Here is a 20,310-nt window from a genome sequence, read left to right as displayed (position 1 = left end):
TGGCATGCTCGCAGCCAGCGGCCGGCCACCGCCTGAAGGCCGCGTCAGACACCGAGAAGGTCGTAGCCCAACCGGCACAGCAGCAGCGCCCCGAAAGCCGCGAGCAGCACGCCGGACACGATGTTGATCCGCCGCAGGGTCGCTTCGCCGAGCAGATGCCGGATGCGCGCCACCACGGCCGACAGGCCGATCCACCACAGCAGCGCGCCGCCGCACACCGAGACGACCAGCAGCCCGGCCGCCGCGTAATCGCCTTCGGGCAGCAGATCGTCGCCGACGAGCGCGCCGAAGATCGCCAGAAAGCCGAGGATGGCGCCCGGATTGGTGACCGTGATGAGAAAGGTCGTCGGGACGATCCTCACCGCCGACTCGGCGACGTGCTGCCCCGGCACCTCGGCCGTGCGGGGCGTCAGCATCATCACCCTGACACCGTAGAGTACCAGGATGACGCCGCCGACAAGCTGGATCAGATGGGCATGGTGTTCGATCGCCTCGGCGATTGCGGCGATGCCGAAACCGGCGATCGAGGCCAGCACACCGTCGCCGATCACCGCCCCCATCCCGGCCATGACGGCCGGCACGAACCCGTAGCGCAACGCCCGACCGATGCACAGGATGTTCACCGGTCCGACCGGAGCCGAGACCACTATACCGATGAAGATCCCGATCGGGATGATCGCCAGGTCCGGCATTTGCCCCCAAGGCGCAAGGTTGTCGAACGTCCCCCATGGACGATTCTAGCCGTCTCGCCCCTGCAGATACAACGCCGATCCGCGCCCCGGGCTTGATTGTCGCGCCCGCTCGCCGATGCCGCCCGCCGATCCCGATGAGCGGCCCGATACGGCTTGACCGGCGCTGCCGCAGCGTGATCATGGTCGGCATGAAGCTGCCATCCGCCGCCTTCGCGATCCTTGTCTGTGCCCTCGTCGCCGTGCCCGTGGCCGGCCATGCCCAGACCAAGGTGCGGACCGAGACGATCGAAGTGCCGGCGGAGCCGGCACCGCAGGACGGCGCGACGACCGCAGACGAGAATCCCGTTTCCGGACCCGCCGCCGAGCTGACCGATGTTCCGGTGCCGCAATACGATCTGTCGCTGCTGCCGCCGCCGGTCGCGCGGATGCGCGCGCAGATCATCGCCGCAGCCCGCACCGGCGACATCGAGAAGCTGCGCCCGGTGATCGAGGCCAACGAGATGCCGCCGATCTTCTCGTTCGGCGGCGAGGACGACGCGATCGCCTATCTCCGGTCGATCTCGGGCGATCCGGACGGACGCGAGATCCTGGCCATCATGATCGAGATCCTGGAGGCGGGATACGCCCATCTCGATCCCGGCACGCCGCAGGAAATGTATGTCTGGCCGTACTTCCACGCCGTGCCGTTCGAGGCGCTGACGCCCGAACAGGAGGTCGAGCTCTACAAGATCATCACGCCGCAGGACCGCAAGGGGATGGAGGATTACGGCGGCTATACCTTCTTCCGCCTCGGCATCGGTCCGGACGGCACGTGGCATTTCTTCGTGGCAGGCGACTGATCGGGGCGCCACTCACCGACTGGCCTCGTCGGCCAGCGCCTCGAAGCGCGCGCCGGACAGGGCATGCGCCACCATGAACTCCGAATGCGAGGCGATGCTCGCATAGAAGGCGGCCGCCTCGGCGTTGGTCGGCAGCGCCGTCCACCAGACGAAGCCACGGCCGCGCGTCCGGGCTGCCGCCGCAACGGCCGCCATCAGCCGGCGCGCGATGCCACGCCGCCGGGCCGGCGGTTCGACGAAGAGATCGATCAGGTAGACCCCGGCCATCGCGTGCTCTGTGTCATAGGCATCGCACCATGCCGCGTAGCCGACGACCGCCGCCCCGTCGGCGGCGACCAGCAGCGACAGCGTGGGCGCCGGTCCGAACGCGTCGCGCATCAGCACCTGGCGCGTCATCCGGCCCGTCTCGGCGCCGACATGGGCGTTGAGGCCGCCGATCAGCCGCACGAGCGCGTCTGCGTCGCCCGGGCCGGCCGGCCGGATCGTCGCTGGCATCGCGGTCAGCCGCGCGCCAGCGTTTCGAGGAAGCGGACCGGCGCGCCGACCGACGGCGTGACGAGTTCGCCATCCCACATCACCCGGTTGCCGCGGATGATCGTCCCGACCGGCCAGCCGGTGACCGCCATGCCGGCATAGGGGGTCCAGCCCGCCTTCGAGGCGATCCAGGCGTCGGTAAGGATTTCGCTGCGCTTGAGGTCGACCACGGTGAAATCGGCGTCGTAGCCCGCCGCGATGCGACCCTTTCCGGCGATCTGGAACAGCCGGGCCGGTCCGGCCGAGGTCATGTCGACGAAGCGCTCGATGCTCATCCGGCCCTTCGCCACATGGTCGAGCATCACCGGCACCAGCGTCTGCACCCCGGCCATGCCGGACGGCGAGGCGGGATAGGGCTTTTCCTTCTCTGCCAGCGTATGCGGCGCGTGATCGGAGCCCAGGATGTCGGCCACCCCGTTCGCCACGCCAGCCCAGAGGCCGTCGCGATGGGCGCGGTCGCGAACCGGCGGATTCATCTGCAGCTTCGTGCCCAGCCGTGCATAGTCGTCGGCCGAGAGCGTCAGATGGTGCGGTGTCACCTCGACGCTGGCGACATCCTTGTGGCCGGCGAGGAACCTCATCTCCTCGGCGGTCGAGATATGCAGGATGTGGATACGCTTGCCGGCGGCGCGGGCCAGCCGCACCAGCCGCTCGGTTGCCATCAGCGCGGCGGCGGAGTCGCGCCAGACCGGATGGCTCGCCGCATCGCCCGCGACGCGCTCGCTGAGCCGCTCGCGCAGGCGGAATTCGTCCTCGGCGTGGAAAGCGGCGCGGCGGCGGATGTGCCTCAGGATCTCGGCGATGCCGTTATCGTCCTCGACCAGCAGTGAGCCGGTCGATGACCCCATGAACACCTTGACCCCGGCGCAGCCGGGTAGCATCTCCAGCTCGCCGAGCTCGTGCGCATTGTCGCGCGTGCCGCCCATGAAGAAGGCGTGGTCGCAGTGCATCCGCCCCTGCGCGCGGGTGAGCTTGTCGGCGAGCGCGGCCGCGCTGACCGTCAGGGGGTTGGTGTTCGGCATCTCGAACACGGCCGTCACGCCGCCCAGCACGGCGGCGCGCGACCCGGATTCGAGATCCTCCTTGTGCTCGGCGCCCGGCTCGCGGAAATGTACCTGGGTGTCGATGACGCCGGGCAGGATGGTGAGCCCGGTGCAGTCGATCCACTCGCCGGCGCTCGCCGCCGGAATCGCGCCCAGCGCGGCGATCCTTCCGCCGCGCACGCCGATGTCGCGCCGGCCCACCCCGTCGTGGTTGACTACCGTGCCGCCCGCAAGAACCAGATCGTAGCGTTCGCCCATCGCCATCCCGCCCTTCCGCCGATGTCCGCCTTGTCACCGGCCCGGCCGGGCCATACCTAGCATCGGTCCGGGCGGCAAGTCTCGGGGATGATCCGACAGGCTGCTCTGCGCGTGGCGGGAGGCATGGCATGAGCGCTCATTATGCGGCACGGCTGACGGGACGCGGCGTGGTCGCGCTCAGGCCTGCAGTGGGCGCGCCGGACGGGGCGGCCACCGCCAAGGCGTTCCTGCACGGCCTCGTGACCGCAGACATGGATGAACTTTCTCCCGGCGCCGCGGCCGCCGCGGCGCTGCTCACCCCGCAGGGCAAGATCGCCTTCGAATTCATCATCCACGCGCGCCCCGACGGGGAATATCTGCTCGATACACCGGCAGGGATCGCGGCCGAACTTCAGAAGCGGCTGATGTTCTATCGTCTGAGGGCGAAGATCGACATCGCCCAGCGCCCGGATCTTGCGGTCATCGCGGTCTGGGGCGATCCCGGCCGTGCAGAGGCGGCCCCTGATGCGCCAGGCGCCGTCGCCGATCCGCGCTGGCCGGCGCTCGGCTGGCGGGCGATCGTTGCCGCCGGCGAGGTCGATGCGATTCGTGGCCGCTTCGCCGTGGCCGACATGGCGGCCTTCGAGGCGCACCGCATCGGCCTCGGCGTCGCCGAATTGTCCCGTGACTACCAGCCCGGCGAGGTGTTTCCGCACGAGGCGAACCTCGATCAGCTGCATGGTGTCGCCTTCGGCAAGGGCTGCTATGTCGGGCAGGAGGTGGTCTCGCGGATGCACCATCGCGGCACCGTTCGTAGCCGTTTCGTGCCCGTGACGATCGCCGGCCCGGCCCCCGAGCCCGGCACGCCGGTCGAGATCGCCGGCAAGGCGTCGGGGGCGATGGGCTCGTCGGCCGGGGCGGCCGGCATCGCGCTTCTTCGCCTCGACCGGCTGGCCGACGCGCTCGTCGACGGCAGGCTGCCGGACGGTGCAGTACGAAGCGGCGAGGCGACGCTGATCCCGCTCCGCCCAGCCTGGGCCACCTTCGCCTGGCCGGGCGAGGACAGGGCTGGCTGAGGCGCGGCCGTCGCTGCGCCTCCGCCTGTCCGGTGGTTCACGACCAGCGCAGCGCACCCGCTCTCCCGCACAGACAGGGGACGGGCGCTGCCGCTGCCGTCTCGGCTCTCTCCCCGCCGCCGGCAGGAGGCACGCGCAGCGGTGGCTTCCGCCTGTCGACCATGCTTGACTGCGGTCGTTTCGGAACGATTGACCGGCTGCATCCGATGACATCCGATGAGACGATTCGCATGACCCGGGCCGCGCGCAGCACGGCGCGGGGCTCGGCCGCCGCCCCGCGTGTCTGGCAGCGGATGCTGTCAGGGCGGCGGCTCGATCTGCTCGACCCCTCGCCGCTCGACATCGAGATCGCCGATATCGCCCACGGCCTCGCCCGCGTCGCGCGCTGGAACGGCCAGACGACGGGCGATCACGCCTTCTCGGTCGCCGAGCACAGCCTGCTGGTCGAGGAACTGTTCGGCCGGGTGGCCCTCGCCACCGGGAAGGAGGGCGCGGCGGCGACCTCTGCCTGGCGGCTGGCGGCGTTGCTCCACGATGCGCCGGAATATGTGATCGGCGACATCATCAGCCCCTTCAAGGCGGTGCTGGGCGATGGCTACAAGGCGGTGGAGGGGCGGATCCTGGCCGCTGTCCACCTGCGCTTCGGCTTGCCAGCGGTACTGCCGGCTGCTGTCAGCGCCGCGATCAAGCGCGCTGACCGTGCCGCCGCCTTCCTCGAGGCGACCCAGCTCGCCGGCTTCACCCTGAGCGAAGCCCAGCGCTATTTCGGTCGGCCGGGGAAGCTCGGCGGGGAGAGGCTGGAGGCCTTGTTCAAGCTGCAACCGTTGCCGGTGGCGCAGGCCGAGGCGCGGTTCTTGACGCGGTTCGGGGAGCTGTGGGGCGGCTAGGGGGAGGCCGGAGGAGGGGGCGACGGTGCCGCCTGCCCCTTCCAAAGCTGTGCACGCAACCTATCTCCCCTTGACGTCACCTCCGTCTCCCGGAGCCCGTCCCGCATGTCCTGGCTTCCCTCGAAAGACCCCGTCCTCGGCGATCCGCGCTCCTGCGAGGCGCTCGATCTCGTCATCGTGCCGCGCGCCCGCGATCTCGGCGGCTTCGCTGTGCGCCGGGCGCTGCCGCATGGGCGGCGGCAGATGGTCGGGCCGTTCATCTTCTTCGACCAGATGGGGCCGGTGCAGTTCGTTGGTGGCCGGGGCATGGATGTGCGGCCGCATCCGCATATCGGGCTTGCCACCGTTACCTATCTGTTCGACGGCCGGGTGATGCATCGCGACAGCGAGGGCAACGAGGTGGAGATCACGCCGGGCGCCATGAACCTGATGACGGCCGGGCGCGGCATCGCCCATTCTGAGCGGACGCCCGGCGATGTGCGCCGCGACGGTGGGGCGATGCACGGCATCCAGAGCTGGATCGCGCTGCCCGAGGCGCACGAGGAGACCGATCCCTCGTTCCAGCATTTTGCCGCCTCCGTGCTGCCGCTCGTCGAGGACCGTGGCGTCAGCGCGCGGGTGATCGCCGGCTCTGCCTTCGGCGCTACCGCGCCGGTCGCCCGGCTGTCGGACTGGTTCTATGTCGAGGTGGTGCTGGCGGCCGGCGCATCGGCCCCACTGGACGCCGACCACGAGGAGCGGGCGATCTACGTGGTCGAGGGCACGGTGGAGATCGCCGGGGACCGCTTCGAGGGTCCGCGCCTGCTGATCTTCCGGCCCGGCGACCGGATCACCGTCAAGGCGGCGGACCGGGCACGGATGCTGTTCCTCGGCGGGGCGGCGGCGGATGGCCCGCGCCACATCTGGTGGAACTTCGTCTCCTCGCGCAGGGAGCGCATCGAGGAGGCGAAGCAGGCCTGGAAGACCGGCCGCTTCAAGCCGGTCCCCGGTGACAGCGAGTTCATCCCGCTTCCCGAACCGTCGGGATAGGCGGTCTGGTTCGCGGCGGGCGGCTGCGCGGGGCCGATCCGGCCGCCATGGCCCGCTGTGCCTGCCACGGCAGGGGGGCGGAGGGGACGCCGGTCAGATGCCGTGCCGGCGGATGTTGGCGAGAACCTTGTGCAGCGTCCCGATGAAGGCCTGGAACTCGTCGGTGCCGATGCCCGCGAACATCTTGACATACTGTTCGTACATCATCGGCCAGACCTCCTCGAAGGCGCTGCGGCCAGCATCGGTGATGTGCACCTCGCGCACACGCATGTCGTCGGGTCGGGCCTGGCGGCGGATCAGCCCCTGTTCCTCCATGGCGTCGAGCGTTCGGCTCATCGTCGACTGCTCGGTCACGGTGAACACTGCCAGCTCGTTCACCGTCATGCCCGAACTGATGCTCAGCACCGCCAGCACGCGCATGCGGGTGGTGGTCATGTCGTAGGCCTTCAGCGCCTCGGCGAGGTCGGCGTTCCACCGCGCCATGATGCGGTTCATGAGGTAGGGCGCGAAGTGATTGAGGCCGATCTCGCCCATCGAGGGAATCGAGTCCGGACCGCGCGGATCGCGCGACAGGATGGCGGTCAGGAACGGCCCCTCGGTCATGGTGTCTCCGCGCCGGCGTCAGCCGAGCGATTTGGCCAGCAGATAGCCCGACCCGCCGCCGAGCCCGGGGCCGGGATGGGTGGATGCGCCGATATGATACAACCGTCCGACGTGAGTGGAATGGTTGCGCGAGCCCTTGAACGGCCGCCACAGGAAGAACTGGTCGAGACCGCAATAGCCGCCATAGGGATCGCCACCGACCAGGTTGACGTTCAGCGCCTCGAGATCGGCCGGCGAATAGACTCGCCGGGCGAGCCGGATCGCCGCGAAGTTCTCGATATGGCGCGCCAGGATCGCCTCGACCCGGTCGGCATACGCCTCGCGCAGCGCCTCCGTCCAGCGCCCGTCGGCGGGGATGGCGAATGCGCCCGCCGCATCGCCCTTCACATGCCGCGGCACCTCCGGCAACTGCACCCACAAGACGGCCTTGCCCGGCGGGCAGCGGGACGGATCCAGCGCCGAGGGCTGGCCGACGCAGATCGTCGGCACCTCCGGGATCATGCCGCGCTCGGCCTCGTTGGCCGCCTTGGAAACGCCGTCGAGACCCGGCGTGAGATGCAGCAGTGCCACCGATTCGAGCCCCGGTGTCGTCCAGCGCGGCGGCGCATCGAGCGCATAGTGGATCTGCATGTCGCCCTTGCCGTAGCGATAGCCGGCAACCGACGCGGCGATCCCGGCGGGGACGCTGTCCGGCGGCAGCAGCCGCCCGTAGAGCTGCGTCGGCGTGACCGAGCAGATCACGCCGCGCGCGGCGAGGATCTCGCCGCCGTCGGCCAGCCGCACGCCGCGCGCGTCGCCGGCGCCGTCGAGCAGGATCTCCACCACGTCGGCGCCTGTGCGGCAGATGCCGCCATTCGCCGCAATCAGCGAGGCGAACGCGGCTGGTACGGCGCCCGCCCCGCCCTTCGCGACCGGCGCTCCGGCCGCCTCCAGCGCAAAGGCGACGACACGGGCCATCTGGCCGGAATACGCTGCCTCCGGGCCCAGCCCGCAATGCAGTACCCAGGGTGCCATCAGCGCATGGAACCGCTCTGATCGGTAGCCCTGCTCGAGCCAGCCCCGCGCCGTTTCCAGCGCCTCGCCGAAGAAGGCGGCGAGGCCGCGCGGGCCGCGCCGCCACGTCTCGCGGGCGACCGCCCTGGCGGTACTCCAGGACCACAGCGCGCCGCCGAGAAGGGCGAAGAGGAACGGTGCATCTGCCCCGAGCCGATCCATGTCGGCGGCAAATCGGGTTCCGTCGCCCGGCGCGAGCGCCTCGAAGGCCGCGACATTCGCTGCGCGGTCCATCCGCAGCACCAATGCGTCGCCATCCGGCATCACGACGCCTGTCGGCGTATCGGTGTGGGCGAAGGACAGACCGTGCCTGGCGAGATCGGGCCCCAGCTCGGCATAGGCCGGAGAAAGCACGAACAGCACGAAGGTTGCCGCCATCACGTCGTGGCGGAAGCCAGGAACGGTCACTTCCGCGGTCATCATGCAACCGCCGAGGCGGTCGCTGCGCTCGAGCACGACGACGCGGTTGCCGCGCCGGCTCAGCAGCGCCGCCGCGACCAGCGCGTTGATGCCGCTGCCGACGATGACGTAGTCGGTATCAGCCATCGGCGGCTCCCCCTCGTTCTCGTCCGGGCCGCCGGACGACGCACCGTTCCCCCTCGCGCGCCTGCGCCATTGCGGACGGCCGGCGGCCGATCCGGGATCGCAGGGCCGGGCGGACGACGAGCGTGCCGGAGCCCATGACCGGTGTCCGTTTCAGCCGCGCGCAACGAGGGCGAGGACGCGCAGCGGGCTGCCGGTGCCCCTGACGATCTTGAGTGGCGGCGTGATCAGGATGGCGCCGGTCGGCGGCAGTCGATCGAGATTGCACAGGCTGGCGAGACCGTATTTGCCGGCCTTGTGGACGAGGTTGTGCGCCGGGAACGGTGGATTCATGCCGCCGGCCTGGCCGGCATCGGTGCCGACGGTCTCGCTGCCCCAGCCGATGATGTCCTTCGACAGGATGTATTCGAGGCAGTCGACGCTGGGGCCCGGCGAATGCGGACCGGTCTCGTCGGCATTGAGGAAGGCCTCCTCGGAACCGTTGCGCTTGTACCAGTCGGAGCGCAGCAGCACCCAGCTGCGCGCCGGGATCTCGCCGTGTTCCTTCTCCCAGGCGCGGACGTGGTCGGCGGTCAGCAGGAAGTCCGGATCGGCGGCGACCTCCTTCGAGCAGTCGATCACGCAGGCGGGCGCCACCAGGTTCTGAGCCGGCAGCGTGTCGGTATAGCCGTCGGCATGATCGCGGCCGGTGATCCAGTGCACCGGGGCATCGAAATGGGTGCCGGAATGCTCGCCGAGCTTGAGCCAGTTCCATGCCCAGAACGGGCCATTCTGATCGTAATTCGAGATCTCATGGATCTCGACCTTCGGGGTGTTCTTGCCGATCTCCGGCGGCAGCTTGATCAACGGCGTGTCGGGTCCGAGTGGCGCGGTCAAGTCGACCACCTCGATCGATCCGGACTTCAGCGCGCTGGCGAGTTCCGCCAGGACGGCCTGAGCGTTCATGGTCATCTCCCCTCAACGTGGTGCGGACTGGCTCCGCAGGTCCTGCCGCAGGCATTGCCGTCAGGCCAGACTAGCCGGGCCGTATGGGAATGCAAGTAATTGATACGGGCTGATCTGACCTTCAGACAGCGCCCCTGTGGAGACGGAAGGATGGTCATCCGGGAGAGAAAACTGTTCATTTTCATGGAATTGTAGCCTCATTCAGGTCGGCTTGGCCGGTCGGCCGAAGGCGCTGGCGGGACCGGCTCGCCAGTCGGCGATGGACCGGTCCATGCATCTGTGGCTAATTTCGATCCGCTGCTGGACGCGGGGGAACAGGACATGACGAGCTATGACGCAGTGATCGTCGGTGCGGGTCACAACGGGCTTGCCGCCGCTGTGCATCTGGCTTCGAAGGGCTGGCGCGTCGCCGTCGTCGAGAGGGCCCGCGTCGCGGGCGGGGCGGTCAAGACTGCGGAGATCACGCTTCCAGGCTTCCGCCATGACCTCTATGCGATGAATCTCGGGCTGTTCGCGGGATCGCCCTTCTTCCAGGCGCACAAGGACAGGCTGCTTCAGGCGGGCCTCGAGTTCGTCGGTGCCACCGACTGTTTCGCCAGCGCCTTTCCGGACGGCAGCTGGCTCGGCGTCAGTCAGGACGCCGAGACGAATCTCGCCCGTATCGCCGCGATCTCGCAATCCGACGCGGAGGCGTGGCGGAGGATGATGGGCGATTTCGGCCGTGACGCCCCGCATATCTTCGCCCTGCTGGGGGCGCCGATGCCCTCCCGAGAGCTTGCCGGCATCCTCTGGAAGGCCTGGCGGGCGAACGGTACCGGCTGGCTGCTCGACACCGGCCGGCTGCTCGCCTCCTCGACCCGCGCCTTCCTGGATGCCCGCTTCTCGGACGAGCGCGTGAAGGCGATGCTCGGGGCCTGGGGCATGCATCTCGACTATGCCCCGGATGTGGCTGGCGGGGCGCTGTTCCCCTATCTCGAGTCGATGGCCGACCAGGCCTTCGGGATGGCGCTCGGCAGGGGCGGCGCCGACACCATCATCCGCGCGATGACGACGTCCATCGAGGCGCTCGGCGGCGAGGTGCTGACGGGTTCGGAGGTGGTGCGGATCCTTGCCGAGGGGGGCACGGCGCGCGGCGTCGAGCTTGCCGACGGCCGGCGGCTGTCGGCCGCTCGCGCCGTGATTGCCAATACGCATCCCCGCATCCTGTTCGACCGTCTGCTGTCGGGCCCCTGTGCTGCCGCTCCGGCCGCGCGGAAGATTGCCGCGCTGCGGCCGGGACCGGCGACGATGATGATCCATCTCGCCATGTCGGATCTCCCCGACTGGACGGCGGGCGCCGAGCTGAGGCGGTTCGCCTATGTCCATCTCGCGCCGTCGCTCGACATGATGGCGGCGACATACCAGCAGGCCATGGCGGGGCTGTTGCCTGCCGAGCCGCTGCTGGTCGTCGGCCAGCCCACCGCGATCGACGCGAGCCGGGCGCCCGCCGGCAAGCACATTCTCTGGGTCCAGGTGCGGGTGCTGCCGTCCGCGATCCGCGGCGATGCCGCCGGCGCGATCGCCGCGCACGACTGGGACGCGGCGAAGGATGCCTATGCCGACCGGGTCGTCGCCATCATCGACCGTTATGCGCCGGGAACGTCGGCGAAGGTCCTCGCGCGCACGGTGCTGTCGCCGCTCGACCTCGAGCGCGACAATCCGAACCTCGTTGGCGGCGACAGTCTGTCGGGCAGCCACCATCTCGACCAGCACTTCCTGTTCCGCCCGGCACCGGGCTGGTCGCGCTACCGGACGCCGGTCGACCGGCTCTACATGATCGGCGCCGCGACCTGGCCGGGCGGCGGTACCGGCGCCGGGTCGGGCTTCCTGCTGGCGAAGGCGCTGGCGGGCAAGGCGTGAGCGGGCCTGATCCTGCTGGCGAAATGCGACCTGTGCCGGTCGGGCGCCTGCGGTTGCCGCAGGGTCGGACGCGGCGCGATCCGGCCCGAGCGGATCGCAGCGCCGACGTCGCGGCGCAGGGACATTCCATGAAGGATCTCCCGATCCCGGATCGCACTGAAGCTTGCTGGTTGAACGGCGGCGCGTTTGGTGGGAAACGGGCAGGTTGAAACGTTGCGCATGCCGAGGAGAGCCGTCGCGATGGACGAAACCGCCCCCAAGCCCCGCAAGGGCTATGTCCGAGCCGAAGTGCTGTTGCCGGCGCTGCGCTACCAGATCCGCCAGCATCCCGTGGAGACATCGGTCGGCATCCTGGCGATCATGACACCTGATGGCACCGTGACGCTGACCCTGCACCGGGAGGCAATCGCCCAGCTCGGCACGGCGATGATCCTCGAGGCGCAGAAGATGGCCGGCCAGGCGAACTGAACCGAGGCCAGCTGGCGGGGCCGGTGCGGCCGTCTTCCGCCGCTCATGGTAACCAAGGGGTGAACCGGCCCCTATCCGGGGTGGGCAGCCGACGCTACCATCGCCCAGATCCTTTCGCCGCACACATGACCGGGATACAGATGGGCGTTGCGATCTGGCTGTTCACGCTGCTGGTCGTCGTTCCGACCGTCTTGCAGGCGAGCGTCGGCGGCGCGCCGATGCTGGCCTACCTGTTCGTGCTCAACCTGATCGCCGGCTATCTGTTCTGGACGCGGCGGGGGCTGGGCGAGCTCGGCGAGAAGTCGGTGGCGCTCGTCTATCTCGGCTCCGGCATGCTGTTCTTCTCGGTACTCGTCGAGCCGATGCGGATCGACAGGATCGACCTGACCGAGCTGCGCAGCTGGGAAGGCTGGCAGTCCGCCCTCGAGCGTGAGATTCCCGATTATCCCAGGCTCGAGGGCAGTCCCGTCGCCCAGGGTGCCGTCGCCCGCCGTACCGGCCAGTCGAACCGCTCCTGGCTGGAGGGCATGGTCGAGGATGTGGTGCTGCCGCCGGATCGGCCCCGCTAGCTGTGGCGTCCTGGCAGATTGTCCGGGGGCATGGCGGGTCTGCTCACGGCTGGACGGTCGGGCTGCCGGGCCCCGACGCCCGGGTCGCCCGACAGCCGGGCTGCTCGACAGATCGCCCGGCGCGCTGCAAGGCCGATGCACCGGCCCCGGTTCACGCCTTCGGGAAGTGTCGCGCGTGCCAGTGGCGGGCGATGTCGATGCGTCGGCAGACCCAGGCATCCTCGTGGCGCAGCACATGGTCGAGGAACCGCGCCAGCGCGGCCGCCCGGCCCGGCCGCCCGGCCAGCCGGCAATGCAGGCCGATCGACATCATCCGCGGCCGGTCCGCGCCCTCCGCGTACAGCACGTCGAAGCTGTCCTTCAGATAGGCGAAGAACTGGTCGCCCGAATTGAATCCCTGCGCGGTGGCGAAACGCATGTCATTGGCATCGAGCGTGTAGGGGATGACCAGATGCGGTCCGTGCGGCCCGGCGACCCAGTACGGCAGGTCGTCGGCATAGGAATCCGAGTCGTAGAGGAAGCCGCCCTCCTCCATCACCAGCCGCCGCGTGTTCGACGAACAGCGGCCGAGATACCAGCCGAGCGGTCGTGAGCCGGTGGTCTCGATGTGGAGGCGGATCGCCTCCGCCAGATGCCGGCGCTCCTCGTCCTCTGGGACATCCCGGTAGTCGATCCAGCGGTAGCCGTGGCTGGCGATCTCCCAATCCGCCTCGCGCATGGCGGCGACGGCCTCCGGATTGCGGGCAAGCGCCATGGCGACGCCATAGACCGTCACCGGCAGGCCGAGCGCGGTGAACATGCGCCACAGCCGCCAGAAGCCGGCCCGCGAGCCGTATTCGTAGATCGATTCCATGTTCATGTGCCGCTGGCCTGGCCACGGCACTGCCCCGACGATCTCCGACAGGAAGGCCTCCGAGGCGGCATCGCCGTGCAGGATCGAGTTCTCGCCGCCTTCCTCGTAGTTGATCACGAACTGCACCGCGAGCCGGGCGCCGGCCGGCCAGTCGGCGTGCGGCGGCGTCCGTCCATAGCCGATCATGTCGCGCGGATAGTCCGTCCAGGCGCCGGCCATTGCGTTGCTCCCGCTCAGGCGTCGAGACGCGCGAAGATGTCGTCCGTGAGCGTGAGCCGCTGCTTCTTCATCTCCTCGAGATGCGCGTCGCCGCTCGGCTCGATATCGCTTTCGGCACGATGGATGTCGCGGTTCAGGTGGTGATACGCATCCGCTCGGCGGGTGAAGTGCCGGGCCGATGTCTTGACTGCAAGAATGCGGTCGGCGGTCTTGGGAAATTCCTCGTGCAGCTCATGCGGCGTATGGCTCATGGCGGCTACCTGCGATGCCGGTCGTCGGTCGGCTGTCGCATGGACGACACGGCAGATCAAGCCGTCCCGCGCTCTTGCCACCGGCGGACCTATCCGATATCCCCGCGACGATCATCCCCGCAGGAAGAGAACATCGCTGCAGCGCGCTATGAAATCTCCTCTTGCCGTTCGCCCGTCCGCCGCCGCTTTGCGACCCCTCGCAGGGGGCACATCGCCGATACAGGCAACCGCTGACGCCTTTCGGGCCGCGCCATGACGCCCGGCCATTACTGGCGCCTCGTCGCCTATCGCATCTATGCCGATCTGAGGACCGAGCGTCAGCGGACGTTTCTCGGGATCGCATGGTGGTTCATCGACCCGATCATCTTCGTGGCGGTCTATTACGTCGTCTTCGACATCCTGATGCGCACCCGGGCGCCGGAGTTCATCGCCTTTCTGTCGATCGGGGTACTGATGTACCGGTGGTTCGGCGTCTGCGTCCAGTCGTCGGCGAATTCGATTGCCGGTGCCGCCTCGCTGATGCGCACGCTGCGTCTGCCGATCACGCTGTTTCCCACGATCGCCGTTCTGACCAACACCGTACGCTTCCTCGTCCCGTTCAGTGCCTTCCTGGTCGGCGCCTGGATCTACGGCTACCATCCTGGCACGTCCTATGCCGCGCTGCCGCTGGTGCTCGTCGCCATGCTGTCGCTGGGCAGTGCGCTCGGTTTCGTGCTGGCCGTGTTCATGCCCTTCGTCCCGGATCTGGAGAAGGTGATCGAGTTCGGCCTGCGGGCGCTGATGTTCATGTCCGGCATCTTCTATTCGGTGGATCGGCTCGCGCCGGAGGTGCAGGAGCTGTTCTTCCTCAATCCCGTCGCATTCCTGCTCGACGCGGCACGCAAGATCATCCTGCACGATCAGGTTCCTGATCTCGGCCGTCTGGCGCTGATCATCCTGCTGTCGGGCCTCGTGGTGTCGGTCGGGGCCCTGCTGTTGCGCCGGTTCCGCGGAACCTATGTGAAGGTGCTGCCATGACCGTGAGCGACATCGCGCGGCTCGACCAGGTGCCAGCGGCAGCGGACCGCACGGAGGTGGTGATCCGGCTCGAAAATGTCGGCGTGCGCTATCGCTCCAAGAAGGCCGGGCCGTTCTCGCGCGCCGGTGTCTGGGCGCTCAAGGACGTCACGCTCGAGGTCTATCGCGGCGAGACGCTGGGGATCATCGGACGCAACGGCGTCGGCAAGTCGACCCTGCTGATGGTTCTCGCCGGAGTGATCGACGCCGATCGCGGCACGGTGCGTCGCGGTGACCTCGATGCGGCGATCCTCTCCCCGCAGTCCGGGTTCCAGCGCTATCTCACCGGCCGCGAGAACATCATGCTGAACGGCATGCTGCGCGGCTTTCCGGCAGCGGAGATCCGCGCCCGGATGCCCGACATCATCGAGTTCTCCGAGCTCGGCGACAAGATCGATGAGCCGATCTTCACCTATTCGGCCGGCATGCGCTCGCGGCTCGGCTTCTCGGCCACCGTGCATCTCGTTCCCGACGTCCTGCTGATGGACGAGGTCCTGTCGGCCGGTGACCGCTCCTTCCGTCAGAAGGCCGCAACGACGATCCGCGATCTCATCACATCGAAACACCGGACCGTTGTACTGGTCTCGCACAACCCTGCCACCCACCGGAAGCTGTGCGACAGGGTCATCTGGATCGACAAGGGGGTGACACGCATGGAAGGCTCGCCGAAGGAGGTGCTCGCCGCCTATGAGGAAGAGACCGGGCCGGCGCCCGATCTGGTAGACGAATCCTTCTCCTGAACGAGGCGATCGACCGGTGCTGACAATCGAGCGGACGGCCATTCCCGAGATCCTGATCCTCGAGCCGAAGCGCTTCGGCGACCACCGTGGCTTCTTCTCCGAGACCTGGAGCCGTCGCGGCTTCGCCGAGGCGACCGGCATCGGACACGACTTCGTGCAGGACAATCATTCGATGTCCGCGCAGCGCGGCGTCATTCGCGGCCTGCATTTCCAGATTCCGCCCCATGCCCAGGGGAAGCTCGTGCGTGTGACCCGCGGCGCTGTTCTCGACGTGGCGGTGGACATCCGGCGCGGCTCGCCGACCTTCGGCCGCCACGTGGCGGTGGAACTGTCTGCGCAGAACTGGCGCCAGCTGTGGATCCCGCCGGGCTTCGCGCACGGCTTCTGTACGCTTGAGCCGGATACCGAGGTCCAATACAAGGTGACCGACTACTACGCGCCGGATCACGATCTCGGGCTCGCCTTTGACGATCCGGCGCTCGGGATTGCCTGGCCAGTGGCGCCGGCCGAGGCGGTGCTGTCCGACAAGGATCGCCGCCATCCCGTCCTGTCCGACCTGCCGGACTATTTCGGCTATCATGAGGCGTGAGCGATGCGGATACTGGTCACCGGCGGGGCGGGGTTCATCGGTTCAGCGGTCTGCCGCCATCTGATCCGCAACACCGGCCACTCGGTCGTCAATGTCGACAAGCTGACCTACGCGGCCAACCTGTCCTCGCTCGAGCCGGTGGCGGACGATCCGCGCTATCGCTTCGTCCGGCTCGACATCTGCAATCGCGAGGCAATGCTGGCGCTGATGCGCGAGGCCGATATCGACGCGGTCATGCATCTGGCCGCCGAAAGCCATGTCGACCGCTCGATCGATGGTCCTGCCGCCTTCATCGAGACCAATATCGTCGGCACCTACCAGCTCCTGGAGGCGGCCCGCGAGTACTGGAGCGGCCTTCCGGCCGACCGCAGGGCGGCGTTCCGGTTCCATCATGTCTCGACCGACGAGGTGTACGGCTCGCTACCGCTCGACTCCGGCCGATTCACCGAGCAGACACCCTATGCGCCGTCCTCGCCCTATTCGGCCTCCAAGGCCGCCTCTGATCACCTCGTCATCGCCTGGTGGCACACCTATGGCCTGCCGGTCGTCCTGTCGAACTGCTCCAACAACTACGGCCCCTATCACTTCCCCGAGAAGCTGGTGCCGCTGATGATCCTCAATGCGCTGCACGACAAGCCGCTGCCGGTCTACGGCAACGGCGCCAACGTGCGCGACTGGCTGTTCGTCGAGGACCATGCCCGCGCCCTCGAACTGGTGCTGACACGGGGGCGGCTGGGCGAATCCTACAATATTGGCGGCAATGCGGAGCGTACCAACCTCGAGGTGGTCGAGGCGGTGTGCGATCTGGTCGACGCACGCCGGCCGCGCCGCGGCGGCGGTTCGCGCCGCGATCTGATCACCTTCGTCGCCGATCGTCCCGGTCATGATCTGCGCTACGCCATCGACGCGTCCAAGATCGCGCGAGAACTCGGCTGGGCGCCCACGCAGACCTTCGAGAGCGGACTGGCGGCGACCGTCGACTGGTATCTCGACAACGAGCGCTGGTGGCGGCCTATCCGTGAGGGACGCTACGCCGGCGAGCGCCTCGGCCTGAAGGCCGGCTGAGCGGCGGTGCGGGTCGATGGCCGCCGCTCCCATCCTCGTCGTCGGCCGATCCGGCCAGGTCGCGACCGAGCTCGTCCGGCTGCGGGAGATCGCCGGACGCCCCGTGATGGCGCTCGGCCGCGCCGACGGGTTCGATCTCGCAGCGCCCGGTTCGATCAGTCCGGTTCTGGAGCGTGCCGCGCCGGCGCTGGTCATCAACGCCGCAGCCTACACGGCGGTGGACCGGGCTGAGCGCGACGGCGAGGCTGCCCGTGCCCTCAATGCGCTGGGGCCAGGCCGGCTGGCGGAGATCTGCGCAGGCGCGGGCATCGCGCTGATCCATCTGTCCACCGACTACGTCTTCGACGGCCGCCGGCAGGATCCCTGGCACGAGGACGATCCGGTCGCCCCGCTCGGCGTCTACGGCCGCACCAAGGCGGAGGGCGAGGCGCTGATCCGCGCCGCTTGCCCCCAGCACGTGATCCTCAGGACGGCCTGGGTCTTTGCGGGCCACGGGCACAACTTCGTCCGCACCATGCTGCGCCTCGGACGCGAGCGCGACGCGCTCGCCATCGTCGACGACCAGCGCGGCGGGCCGACGCCAGCCAACGCCATCGCCTCGGCCTGTGCACGGATAGCCACCGAATTGCTGGACGGGCGCGCCGACGGCTTCGGCACCTTTCACTATGCCGGCGCGCCGACGGTGACCTGGTTCGGCTTCGCCAGGGCGATCTTCGCGGTGGCGGCCCGACACGGCTATGCCGCGCCGCGGCTGTCGCCGATCCCCTCGTCGGCCTATCCGACGCCGGCCCCGCGTCCAGCGAACTCGGCGCTGGACTGCAGCCGCATCGAGCAGGTCTGGGGGATCGGCCGGCCGGACTGGCAGGCGACCCTGGAAGGTGTGGTCGCCGACCTGCTGGGCGAGATCTGATCTGCCGCGCGACTGCGTCGCCGGCATCGCGCCAGCGGTTACGGGGCGCTGCGCGCCGCAAGGCGCAGCAGATACTGGCCGTACTCGGTCTTGGCGAGCTTTTCGCCGGCGGCCGTCAGTGCCGCGCGGTCGATGAAGCCCTTGAGGAAGGCGATTTCCTCCGGACAGGCGATCTTCAGACCCTGACGCCGCTCGATGGTCTGGATGAACGAGGCGGCCTCGAGCAGTGAGTCGTGCGTGCCTGTATCGAGCCAGGCATAGCCACGTCCGAGGCGTTCGACGCTCAGCCGGCCGCGCTCGAGATAGGTCTGGTTGACCGTGGTGATCTCCAGTTCGCCGCGCGCCGACGGCTTTACGTCGCGGGCGATGGCGACGACGTCGTTGTCGTAGAAGTACAGGCCGGTCACCGCCCAGTCGGAGCGCGGCTGCTGCGGTTTCTCCTCGATCGAGATGGCGCGCCCGTCGCGGTCGAACTCGACCACGCCGTAGCGTTCCGGATCGACAACCTGGTAGGCAAAGACAGTCGCCCCCTGCTGGCGGGCGACCGCCAGTTCGAGCTGCTCCTGCAGGCCGTGGCCGTAGAAGATGTTGTCGCCGAGGATGAGCGCGCACGAATCCGCGCCGATGAAGTCCGCTCCGATTATGAAGGCCTGCGCCAGACCTTCCGGCTTCGGTTGGACGGCGTAGCTGAGGTTGATGCCCCATTGCTCGCCCGTCGACAGCAGCGCCTCGAACAGCGGCAGGTGCTCCGGCGTCGAGATCACCAGGATGTCGCGGATCCCGGCGAGCATCAGGACCGACAGCGGATAGTAGATCATCGGCTTGTCGTAGACGGGAAGCAGCTGCTTGCTCAGCGAATAGGTCAGAGGGTGCAGCCGGGTGCCGCTGCCCCCCGCCAGAATGATGCCCTTCATTGTCCGTCCTGCCTGTCTGCGTGTGTCGGTCGGTCGCGCCCCGCGGCGTGGCGTGGATGGCAAACCGCCGCGGCGCCGCCACCCCGGCCCCGCGCAGTGCTCCACTATCCGGTGCGCGATCGCCGGTCAAACGGCGGGTGGCTTCCGTCTCAGCGTGCCGAGCAGGTCGAGCACCTCGACGCTGTCGGTCGAGAACGGGCGGTCGTAGGAGATATCGTACATGAACCGCTCGACGCGGATGAACAGCACCACGTCGGCGGCAGCGAGCGCCCTGCGCGCGAGTTCCGTGTAACCCGAGCCGACCATGATGAAGGTTGATTCCCGGAAGAACGGACGCAGCGAATGCGGCATCGCCATGCCGTAGGAGTCGGTGATGACGACGAGCTTCTGCGCCAGCAGCGGCGACGCCTTGCGCGTGGAGCGCGAAAGGAACCGGACGGTACGGGTTCGGCTGCCCATCTCGTCGCCCGCCCGTTTCCACGTCACGCCGGGACGGAAGAACTCGATGGCGGGAAACATCTCGGTCTCGTTCAGACCGGAATACTGGACGAGATCGGGCGTGTAGGGTCGGGGCCGGCCGAGCTTCGGGTTGAGGTTGAACGGCATGTCCGGCGCCAGCGCCTTCACCACCAGCCGGCTCATCTCGATGGCGCCGACCGGCGACCAGTGGGTATCGCGGGGATAGTAGAGCGGCGTCGGCGAGGCCGCCGCGGCAGCCTCCAACTCGTCCCAGGCATCGATGAACCCGTCCACCGGCTCGCGCCGCATCAGCTCCCGGAACGATTCGAGCCGCTCGCGCACGATCTCCTGCCGGCGCCGGTCGCGATCCATCAGGTTCTGCGGATAGATCGTCTCCTTGTGCGGCGCAATCGCGAACAGGAAGGTCTTGCCGGCGGCCTCGACCTCCTGCTTCAGCCGCAGGATCCCGGCCCGCACGTCGGCCGGATCGAAGTCGTGCCGCAGGCCCAGCGAGATTGCCGGATCGAAGTAGAGCCAGCCGTTCTTGCCCTGCAGGATGGCCGGATCGTCCACATCCCGGAACACGCCGCGATTGAACTTCGCCTCCAGCGTTCGGATCTTCGCCCTGAGCGGCATGCGATCGCGCAGCCAGGCGCCGATGTCCGCGTAGGTTTCGGCATCCAGCATCGCCGACAGCCGGATCTCCGGGAACCTGGTCGGGAGCCGGTTGAGGTCGGCCGTGTCGGCGCGGGTCAGCGGCGCGCCGAGCAAGCCGAGTGCCAGCGGCAGGGCGACGATCGCGGCGGCGAGGATCTTCTCGTGACGGCGCATCGGCTC

Annotated in this window: 21 protein-coding genes and 1 pseudogene; 12 read left to right on the top strand and 10 right to left on the bottom strand. The window is 68.6% G+C overall.

Going from position 1 to position 20,310, the window contains the following annotated elements; all coding sequences use genetic code 11:
* Window positions 1–44 precede the first annotated feature (44 nt).
* Window positions 45–692, bottom strand: coding sequence for a LysE family translocator (locus EDC22_RS14890; RefSeq protein WP_132807467.1), 648 nt, complete (start codon window positions 690–692; stop codon window positions 45–47).
* A 134-nt stretch (window positions 693–826) separates the two neighbouring features.
* On the opposite strand from EDC22_RS14890, the gene EDC22_RS14885 reads away from it, so the two are divergent.
* On the top strand, window positions 827–1,531 hold the full coding sequence (locus EDC22_RS14885) for a hypothetical protein (RefSeq protein ID WP_207903793.1): 705 nt from the start codon (window positions 827–829) through the stop codon (window positions 1,529–1,531).
* Between the two features lie 12 nt (window positions 1,532–1,543).
* On the opposite strand, the gene EDC22_RS14880 is transcribed toward EDC22_RS14885, so the two are convergent.
* Window positions 1,544–2,026: a GNAT family N-acetyltransferase gene (locus EDC22_RS14880; RefSeq protein WP_132807466.1), complete on the bottom strand. Its 483-nt coding sequence runs from the start codon at window positions 2,024–2,026 to the stop codon at window positions 1,544–1,546.
* A 5-nt stretch (window positions 2,027–2,031) separates the two neighbouring features.
* Window positions 2,032–3,366, bottom strand: coding sequence for a dihydroorotase (locus tag EDC22_RS14875; protein WP_132807494.1), 1,335 nt, complete (start codon window positions 3,364–3,366; stop codon window positions 2,032–2,034).
* 128 nt (window positions 3,367–3,494) lie between these two features.
* Between EDC22_RS14875 and ygfZ the strand changes: the two genes are divergently transcribed.
* The 3 genes from ygfZ to EDC22_RS14860 all read left to right on the top strand — a co-directional run bounded on the left by ygfZ (window position 3,495) and on the right by EDC22_RS14860 (window position 6,337).
* Window positions 3,495–4,421: a CAF17-like 4Fe-4S cluster assembly/insertion protein YgfZ gene (ygfZ, locus tag EDC22_RS14870; RefSeq protein ID WP_132807465.1), complete on the top strand. Its 927-nt coding sequence runs from the start codon at window positions 3,495–3,497 to the stop codon at window positions 4,419–4,421.
* Between the two features lie 230 nt (window positions 4,422–4,651).
* Window positions 4,652–5,308 (top strand): YfbR-like 5'-deoxynucleotidase, encoded by a 657-nt coding sequence (locus tag EDC22_RS14865; RefSeq protein ID WP_132807464.1) that lies wholly within the window; start codon window positions 4,652–4,654, stop codon window positions 5,306–5,308.
* A gap of 105 nt (window positions 5,309–5,413) precedes the next feature.
* Window positions 5,414–6,337 (top strand): pirin family protein, encoded by a 924-nt coding sequence (locus EDC22_RS14860; protein WP_132807463.1) that lies wholly within the window; start codon window positions 5,414–5,416, stop codon window positions 6,335–6,337.
* Window positions 6,338–6,430: 93 nt separating this feature from the next.
* Here the strand turns inward: EDC22_RS14860 and EDC22_RS14855 are convergent, their stop codons facing one another.
* The 3 genes from EDC22_RS14855 to EDC22_RS14845 all read right to left on the bottom strand — a co-directional run bounded on the left by EDC22_RS14855 (window position 6,431) and on the right by EDC22_RS14845 (window position 9,481).
* Entirely contained in the window at window positions 6,431–6,940 is a 510-nt protein-coding gene (locus EDC22_RS14855) for a MarR family winged helix-turn-helix transcriptional regulator (protein WP_132807462.1), read from the bottom strand.
* A gap of 18 nt (window positions 6,941–6,958) precedes the next feature.
* Window positions 6,959–8,539 (bottom strand): phytoene desaturase family protein, encoded by a 1,581-nt coding sequence (locus tag EDC22_RS14850; RefSeq protein ID WP_132807461.1) that lies wholly within the window; start codon window positions 8,537–8,539, stop codon window positions 6,959–6,961.
* Between the two features lie 150 nt (window positions 8,540–8,689).
* On the bottom strand, window positions 8,690–9,481 hold the full coding sequence (locus EDC22_RS14845) for a cyclase family protein (protein WP_132807460.1): 792 nt from the start codon (window positions 9,479–9,481) through the stop codon (window positions 8,690–8,692).
* A 321-nt stretch (window positions 9,482–9,802) separates the two neighbouring features.
* Between EDC22_RS14845 and EDC22_RS14840 the strand changes: the two genes are divergently transcribed.
* The 3 genes from EDC22_RS14840 to EDC22_RS14830 all read left to right on the top strand — a co-directional run bounded on the left by EDC22_RS14840 (window position 9,803) and on the right by EDC22_RS14830 (window position 12,417).
* On the top strand, window positions 9,803–11,380 hold the full coding sequence (locus EDC22_RS14840) for a phytoene desaturase family protein (protein WP_132807459.1): 1,578 nt from the start codon (window positions 9,803–9,805) through the stop codon (window positions 11,378–11,380).
* A 240-nt stretch (window positions 11,381–11,620) separates the two neighbouring features.
* Entirely contained in the window at window positions 11,621–11,848 is a 228-nt protein-coding gene (locus EDC22_RS14835; RefSeq protein WP_132807458.1) for a hypothetical protein, read from the top strand.
* Between the two features lie 140 nt (window positions 11,849–11,988).
* A complete protein-coding gene (locus EDC22_RS14830) occupies window positions 11,989–12,417 on the top strand; it encodes a hypothetical protein (RefSeq protein ID WP_132807457.1) in 429 nt (142 codons plus the stop codon).
* Window positions 12,418–12,577: 160 nt separating this feature from the next.
* On the opposite strand, the pseudogene puuE reads toward EDC22_RS14830, so the two are convergent.
* A pseudogene (gene puuE / locus EDC22_RS14825) lies at window positions 12,578–13,489 on the bottom strand (allantoinase PuuE); the annotation flags it as partial.
* Between the two features lie 14 nt (window positions 13,490–13,503).
* Window positions 13,504–13,740 carry an HP1242/YdcH family protein gene (locus EDC22_RS14820; protein WP_132807455.1) on the bottom strand — a complete coding sequence of 79 codons (237 nt, stop codon included), beginning with the start codon at window positions 13,738–13,740 and terminating at the stop codon, window positions 13,504–13,506.
* Between the two features lie 252 nt (window positions 13,741–13,992).
* On the opposite strand from EDC22_RS14820, the gene EDC22_RS14815 reads away from it, so the two are divergent.
* The 5 genes from EDC22_RS14815 to rfbD are packed head-to-tail and all read left to right on the top strand — an operon-like array spanning window position 13,993 to window position 18,100.
* Complete coding sequence (locus EDC22_RS14815) at window positions 13,993–14,757, top strand: ABC transporter permease (RefSeq protein WP_132807454.1); 765 nt, start codon at window positions 13,993–13,995, stop codon at window positions 14,755–14,757.
* Window positions 14,754–15,536, top strand: coding sequence for an ABC transporter ATP-binding protein (locus tag EDC22_RS14810; protein ID WP_132807453.1), 783 nt, complete (start codon window positions 14,754–14,756; stop codon window positions 15,534–15,536). Before EDC22_RS14815 ends, EDC22_RS14810 begins: the two co-directional genes overlap by 4 nt.
* A gap of 19 nt (window positions 15,537–15,555) precedes the next feature.
* On the top strand, window positions 15,556–16,125 hold the full coding sequence (rfbC, locus tag EDC22_RS14805) for a dTDP-4-dehydrorhamnose 3,5-epimerase (protein WP_132807493.1): 570 nt from the start codon (window positions 15,556–15,558) through the stop codon (window positions 16,123–16,125).
* Between the two features lie 3 nt (window positions 16,126–16,128).
* On the top strand, window positions 16,129–17,190 hold the full coding sequence (gene rfbB / locus EDC22_RS14800) for a dTDP-glucose 4,6-dehydratase (protein WP_132807452.1): 1,062 nt from the start codon (window positions 16,129–16,131) through the stop codon (window positions 17,188–17,190).
* A 16-nt stretch (window positions 17,191–17,206) separates the two neighbouring features.
* Window positions 17,207–18,100, top strand: coding sequence for a dTDP-4-dehydrorhamnose reductase (gene rfbD, locus EDC22_RS14795; RefSeq protein ID WP_132807451.1), 894 nt, complete (start codon window positions 17,207–17,209; stop codon window positions 18,098–18,100).
* Window positions 18,101–18,138: 38 nt separating this feature from the next.
* Here the strand turns inward: rfbD and rfbA are convergent, their stop codons facing one another.
* Both rfbA and EDC22_RS14785 read right to left on the bottom strand, forming a co-directional pair.
* The gene (gene rfbA, locus EDC22_RS14790) at window positions 18,139–19,014 is read right to left on the bottom strand and encodes a glucose-1-phosphate thymidylyltransferase RfbA (RefSeq protein ID WP_132807450.1); all 876 of its coding nucleotides are present in this window, start codon (window positions 19,012–19,014) and stop codon (window positions 18,139–18,141) included.
* 126 nt (window positions 19,015–19,140) lie between these two features.
* Window positions 19,141–20,304, bottom strand: a complete 1,164-nt coding sequence (locus tag EDC22_RS14785; RefSeq protein ID WP_132807449.1) for an alginate O-acetyltransferase AlgX-related protein — start codon at window positions 20,302–20,304, stop codon at window positions 19,141–19,143.
* Window positions 20,305–20,310 lie beyond the last annotated feature (6 nt).

The sequence above is a fragment of the Tepidamorphus gemmatus genome, from assembly GCF_004346195.1.
Classification (GTDB): Bacteria; Pseudomonadota; Alphaproteobacteria; order Rhizobiales; family Tepidamorphaceae; genus Tepidamorphus; species Tepidamorphus gemmatus.
Note: the sequence above shows the minus strand (reverse complement) of the source record. Positions and strands in the feature narration are given on the sequence as shown.